Raw genomic sequence first — 6,238 nt, forward strand, 5'->3', positions numbered from 1 at the left:
CCATCCGTATCGATGGACAAGCAGAGGTCGATAAAGCTGTGGCCCGCGCGGCTGAGGCGCAAAAGCTTTGGGCAAAAACACCGGGTGTCGAGCGCGGACGCATCCTTCACCGCGCCGCCGCCCTACTTGTTGAACGCAATGACGTGCTCGCACGGCTTGAAGCACAAGATACCGGAAAGCCCATTCAAGAAACCATTGCCGTTGATGTCTTATCCGGCGCGGACTGTATCGAATATTATGCTGGCCTTGCGCGCACCATCGCAGGAGAACATCACGATCTTGGCACGGGCGCGTTCGGCTATTCCCGGCGCGAGCCTTTAGGCGTGGTTGCGGGTATTGGCGCGTGGAACTATCCCATTCAGATTGCCTGCTGGAAATCCGCACCCGCGCTGGCTTGCGGCAACGCAATGATCTTCAAGCCAGCCGAGCTAACACCCCTGACCGCGATTGAGCTAGAAAAGACCTATCGCGATGCGGGCCTTCCCGATGGGTTGTTTCAAGTGGTGCAAGGCAAAGCCGACACTGGCCGCTTGCTCAGCCTGCATCCCGACATCGCCAAAGTGTCGCTGACGGGCGAAGTCGGCACGGGTAAAAAGGTTATGGTCGATGCGGCCGGCACGCTGAAATATGTCACCTTTGAACTGGGCGGCAAATCGGCGCTAATTGTGTTCGAAGATGCCGATTTGGATGAAGCGGTCTCGGGCGCACTGCTCGCCAATTTCTATTCGGCGGGCGAGGTTTGCACCAACGGCACGCGCGTCTTTGTACACAAAAATGTCCGTGATGCGTTTCTGGCAAAATTGAAGGCGCGCACCGAGGCGATGGTGATTGGCGATCCGCTTAATCCAGCCACCCAAATGGGCGCGCTGATTTCGCCAGCGCATATGGAAAAGGTGCTCGGCTATATCGCGCTTGGCCAACAACAAGGTGCAAATCTGCTGACCGGTGGCAAGCGGGTGACGACCGGCGACTTGGCGAAGGGTGCCTTTGTTGAACCGACCATCTTCACCGGCTGCACCGACGATATGGCCATTGTCCGTGAAGAGATTTTCGGCCCCGTCATGGCGGTGCTTGATTTCGAGGATGAGGCAGAGGTTGTCGCGCGGGCGAACAACACCAGCTTCGGTCTCGCCGCCGGTATTTTCACCAACAATTTGACACGCGCGCACCGCGTGATCGCGGCGTTGGAGGCGGGTACCTGCTGGATTAACACATACAATATCACGCCGATTGAAATGCCGTTTGGCGGCAACAAACAATCCGGTCTGGGCCGCGAAAACGGCAAGGCAGCGATTGAACATTATACCCAGCTAAAGAGCGTCTATGTCGCGATGGAACCCATCGATGCCCCCTATTGAGGCCGCAGACTATATCATCGTCGGCGCAGGGTCGGCAGGATGCGTGCTGGCGGACCGGCTGAGCGCCGATGGCAAACATAAGGTCGTGTTGCTTGAATTTGGCGGCAGTGACCGGTCAATCTTCATTCAGATGCCCGCCGCGCTCGCTTACCCCATGAATACCAAACGTTGGAACTGGGGCTATGAAAGCGAGCCGGAACCGCATCTGAATGGACGCCGCCTGAACTGCCCGCGCGGCAAGGGTTTGGGGGGATCATCATCGATCAACGGGCTTGTTTACGTTCGTGGCAACGCGCTCGATTTTGAACGCTGGAAAGAAGATGAAGGCGCTACCGGATGGGGCTATGCCGATGTGCTGCCGTATTTCAAACGCGCCGAAGGTCGCGCCGAAGGCGGTAACGAATATCGCGGCGGAGATGGTCCGCTGTCGACCAGCTATGGCCCGCTCGACAATCCATTGCATCAGGCTTGGCTCGATGCCGCGCAACAGGCAGGCTATAGCCTGACCGAAGACTATAATGGCTATGCCCAAGAAGGCTTTGGCCGGATGGACATGACCGTGCGGAACGGTACGCGCTGTTCGGCGGCCAAGGCCTATCTGTATGAAGCCCGCAAGCGGCCCAATCTGCACGTTATCGAACATGCGCTGGCGACACGCATCCTGTTTGACGGCACGCGCGCTGTCGGCATGGAATATGAACAAGCCGGCAAAACGCATCAGCTTCGCGCCGCACGCGAGGTCATCCTTTCGGGCGGTCCGATCAATTCGGTCCAGCTGCTTAAGCTTTCCGGCATCGGTCCTGCAGAAGAGTTGCAACGCCACGGCATAACAGTGCGCGCAGACCGCCCCGGTGTTGGCGCAAATCTGCAGGATCATCTCGAATTCTATTTCCAGATGGCCTGCACCCAGCCGATCACCCTTTACGGCAAGGCAAATCTTCTCGGCAAAGCCATGGTCGGTGCACAATGGCTATTCGGTCGGTCGGGAACGGGCGCATCAAACCAGTTTGAAAGCTGCGGCTTTATCCGCAGCCGCGCCGGCATAAAATATCCGGATATCCAATATCATTTCTTTCCTATGGCGATCAATTATGACGGATCGTCGCTTGCAACAGAACATGGCTTCCAAGCGCATGTCGGCCCCATGCGTTCAAAAAGCCGGGGCACGGTCACCCTCAAAAGTGCCGACCCGCACGACAAACCCAAAATCTTGTTCAACTATATGAGCCATCCAGACGATTGGGTGGACATGCGCGCCTGCGTGCGGCTGACGCGGGAGATTTTCCAGCAACCTGCTTTCGCCCCCTATCGCGGACGTGAAATTCAGCCCGGAGCAGACTGCGTCACCGATGATCAGATTGACGCTTTCATTGCCGAACATGTCGAAAGCGCGCTTCACCCCAGTTGCACATGCAAGATGGGCAGTCCGCGTGACCCGATGGCGGTGGTGGACCCCGAATTGCGTGTGATCGGTGTCCAAGGGCTGCGCGTCGTCGACAGCGGAGTGATGCCGTCGATCACCACGGGCAACCTGAATGCGCCGACGATCATGATCGGTGAAAAGGGCGCCGATCATATCCTTGGCAAACCCATGCTCGCACCGTCTAATGCCCCATTTTACGTCGCGCCAGATTGGGATGTCACCCAAAGATGACAAATACTATCCTCGAGCCCGCACGCCAGATTGATGTAATCCGGCAAACGGACGTTCTGGTCATTGGCTCCGGTCCCGGGGGCCTTGCCGCGGCGCTGGCGTCTGCGCGAGCGGGCGTCGAAACGACGTTGCTTGAACGTTATGGCTGCTTCGGCGGCAATATCACGCAGGTCGGGGTTGAGGGCTTCGCATGGTACCGGCATCCGGCGACGATCGACAGCGAAGGCATCGGGCGTGAATTTGAAGACCGCGCCAAAGCCATGGGCGCCGCAATGCCCGAGCCGCAATCGATCAGCCACAGTCTCGATGCCGAAGGGTTCAAATTTGTTGCAGATACGCTGGTCGAGGAAGCAGGCGTCATCCCGATGTTGCACCGTTTATGTGTCGCACCCATCATGGATGGCAACACGATCCGCGGCGTAATTGTCGAAAGCAAGGCAGGCCGCGAAGCCATACTCGCCAAACGCGTCATTGACGCGACAGGAGACGCCGACATTGCCCATCGTGCGGGCGCGCCAACGCATATGCACCCCGTGGACGAAATGATGTCCGTCTCGGTCATGTTCTCCATGTGCGGGGTCAACAAGACGCGGTTTATTGACGCCGTAAAGGCCGACCCGCAAACCTATGGCGACTGGGCCGTAGGCGGTGAGTGGGAAGTGATCACCAGCGGCAAAGAGGATGAAATGTTCTCGCCATTCTTGCGCAAGCCGTTCCAGAAAGCGCTGGAAGCGGGCCTAATACCGGACAGCGTGAAAACCATGGCGGGCACATGGGGCACCGTTTCCGATCAGGGAGACCTCACTTATCTCAACATGTGCCATCTTTATCTCGACGGCACGGATCCCGATGCCCTAACCCATGGCGAAATGGCGGGGCGAAAGCAGGCAATGCACGCCATTGCGGCTTTGCAGGCCTTTATGCCGGGCTGCGAAGACGCAAAGTTGCGCAATTTCGGCATGACGCTGGGCATTCGCGATACGCGCAAGATTGATGCGGTTTACAATATGACCGCAGACGATGTGATGGAACAAGGCCGCTTTGACGATAGCATCGGCATTTTTCCTGAATTCATCGACGGCTATGGCTATCTTATTTTGCCGACGACCGGCCGATATTTCCATCTTCCTTATCGCTCGATGGTTCCAAAAAATGTGAAACACCTGATTACCGCCGGTCGTGTCATTGGCGGCGACAAGGTCAGCCATGCCGCCGTCCGCAACATGATGTGTTGTGCGGTTGCGGGGCAAGGTGCCGGCGTTGCTGCGGCGTTGGCGGTCAAGACGGACCGCGACTTTGACGAAATTGATATCAGCGCCGTGCAAAAGGAGCTGATCCGCCAAGGCGCCCGCATTTCTTAAGCGGACAGATCAGGGTCCAGCGCAGCTTGCAGGCATTTGCGGAACAGCAAAATGAGCGTCCCACCCACCAAAGCGATGGCCGCATCCATAGCCCAGAAAACCGACGGGGTCATTTGGTCAAAATAGCTGCCAACCCACCCAGCGAGTACATGTCCGACAAAGGGCGAGAGAAACGCAACGCCCATCAGGAAAGAGCCCATCCCCGCAGGTGCCGCCCTGCTGACAATGGCCAGCGTCGTTGGCCAATAATACATCCAAGCGAGCCCCATGATCAGCCAACCCGCGATTGCCCATCCCGCGCCCACACTATCCGGTTCACTCAGACCTAAATTGCCATAAGCAAAAAGAAGTGCGGCAAAGGCAATAATGGTTGTTCCAATGCCCACCTTCGTCACGCTGGTGGGCTCGCTACCCCGCTTGGCCTGCCATGCCCAGAATGCAATCAACGCCGGCGCGGCAAGGATGGCACCGATGGAATCCATCGATGCAAACCAGCTCGATGGCACCTCGCCAAGCGATGTCGCCAAATTCACATATTGATCGACCCACAATATCCCGATGCTCCATACCATCGGATACGCAATTTCAGCGGGTATGGTCAGCGCAATGACAAGCAGCAGCACCGCCACCCGTTTGCGTTCAGCGGCGCTCATGGCTGGGGCCTTTTCCCGTTTGCGCGCCACCGGACGGTCATCCGGCAGGTGCTTCTGGCCCAGAATATAGGCGACGAGCGCAATCAACATCAAAGCTGCCGCAACCGCAAAACCGGCATGCCAGCCATAAATGGCTGCGACCAGCCCAGTCACGAACGGCCCGCTCGCCGCACCGATGCAAATGCCTGTCGAAAAAATAGTAAAACCGCGCGACCGCATGGATTCATCCGAGCGAGGGTAAAGCGCGCCGACCTGCGCGGAAATATTGCCCTTGAGAAATCCCGATCCAAGGATCAGCAGCAAGAGCGCAAATAGGAAGCTGGCATAAAAGGACATCGCCAAATGCCCTGCGCTCATCAGGACAACGCCGATCATCACCGTGCGCTTTGCCCCAAGAATGCGGTCGGCAACCCAACCCCCAACCATAGGCGTGAAATAGACCAAGCCGGCATACCAGCCATAAATGATCGCCGAAAAAGCGACGTCGCTCATCGGTCCACGAAATTCGAACATATTGCGCAGCGCGGCGAGCCCAATGACTTGCAACGCATTTTCAGGCTGCAGCAACTCTTTGACCATATAGAGCGTGAGCAACGCAGACATGCCATAAAAGGAAAAGCGTTCCCACATCTCTGTGAAAGACAAATAGTACAGGCCTTTGGGATGACCAGACGGCTGGCCATGTGCGGTTTGTGCGATCTTATCCAAGCTTTCCCCCAACATTCTGTGCGTCCCTAGCGATGGGCGTATCTATGCCCGGTTAGGCGAGAGGTGCAAGGGAAGGATTGAGGATGCGCATTGCGACTATGTCCGCAAAGCGCGTTTAGCGGATGGTTAGCGCGCCCGCCTGCAGCGATCCGAGCAGAAGCGCACATTTTCCCAATCTTTCGCCCATTTTTTACGCCACGCAAACGGCTTTTCACATGCCGCGCATATTTTTGACGGCAGATCTGCCTTTTTGACCATCTTGGGCATTGCGAAATTCCATATTTGAGCGTGCTAAGTGCGTAACATTTTTATCGCAGTAACAGCTATATTTTTGCAAATGAAACTAACTATTTGCTGCGCAGCATTTCAAACGTTATCAGCGTACCACGCCTTTAGGCTGCTCAGAGGGATGCTGGGGGCAAATTAAGCTTTCATCCCCAATAAAAATGGCGCAAAGCCTTAGGAAATTGATTAACAGGAGAGTGAATATGAAATTCGGAAATC

At 56.5% G+C, this 6,238-nt stretch carries 5 protein-coding genes; 3 read left to right on the top strand and 2 right to left on the bottom strand.

Features of this window, described 5'->3' with window-relative positions; translation table 11 throughout:
- The 3 genes from betB to ACIQ0G_RS09570 all read left to right on the top strand — a co-directional run.
- The coding region (gene betB, locus ACIQ0G_RS09560; RefSeq protein ID WP_397577708.1) for a betaine-aldehyde dehydrogenase at window positions 1-1,358 on the top strand (1,358 nt) is incomplete at its 5' end.
- Window positions 1,324-3,012: a choline dehydrogenase gene (gene betA, locus ACIQ0G_RS09565; RefSeq protein ID WP_397577709.1), complete on the top strand. Its 1,689-nt coding sequence runs from the start codon at window positions 1,324-1,326 to the stop codon at window positions 3,010-3,012. The genes betB and betA, both read left to right, overlap by 35 nt.
- Window positions 3,009-4,373: an FAD-dependent oxidoreductase gene (locus tag ACIQ0G_RS09570; RefSeq protein ID WP_397577710.1), complete on the top strand. Its 1,365-nt coding sequence runs from the start codon at window positions 3,009-3,011 to the stop codon at window positions 4,371-4,373. The genes betA and ACIQ0G_RS09570 overlap by 4 nt, the downstream gene beginning before the upstream one ends.
- Here ACIQ0G_RS09570 and ACIQ0G_RS09575 read toward each other — a convergent pair.
- Together ACIQ0G_RS09575 and ACIQ0G_RS09580 are read right to left on the bottom strand one after the other, a co-directional pair.
- A complete protein-coding gene (locus ACIQ0G_RS09575; protein ID WP_397577711.1) occupies window positions 4,370-5,734 on the bottom strand; it encodes a peptide MFS transporter in 1,365 nt (454 codons plus the stop codon). The two genes, ACIQ0G_RS09570 and ACIQ0G_RS09575, sit on opposite strands and share 4 nt — an antisense overlap.
- A 126-nt stretch (window positions 5,735-5,860) precedes the next feature.
- The gene (locus ACIQ0G_RS09580; protein ID WP_324477484.1) at window positions 5,861-6,001 is read right to left on the bottom strand and encodes a DUF2256 domain-containing protein; all 141 of its coding nucleotides are present in this window, start codon (window positions 5,999-6,001) and stop codon (window positions 5,861-5,863) included.
- Window positions 6,002-6,238: the final 237 nt, after the last annotated feature.

The organism is Sphingorhabdus sp., assembly GCF_044354325.1.
In the GTDB taxonomy this organism is placed as follows: domain Bacteria; phylum Pseudomonadota; class Alphaproteobacteria; order Sphingomonadales; family Sphingomonadaceae; genus Sphingorhabdus_B.

What these genes read in the sequence shown, in the direction of transcription:
- betA (WP_397577709.1), top strand. Translation starts at nt 1,324, where the DNA reads ATGTCGCGATGGAACCCATCGATGCCCCCTATTGAGGCCGCAGACTAT.
- ACIQ0G_RS09570 (WP_397577710.1), top strand. Translation starts at nt 3,009, where the DNA reads ATGACAAATACTATCCTCGAGCCCGCACGCCAGATTGATGTAATCCGG.
- ACIQ0G_RS09580 (WP_324477484.1), bottom strand. Translation starts at nt 6,001, where the DNA reads ATGCCCAAGATGGTCAAAAAGGCAGATCTGCCGTCAAAAATATGCGCG.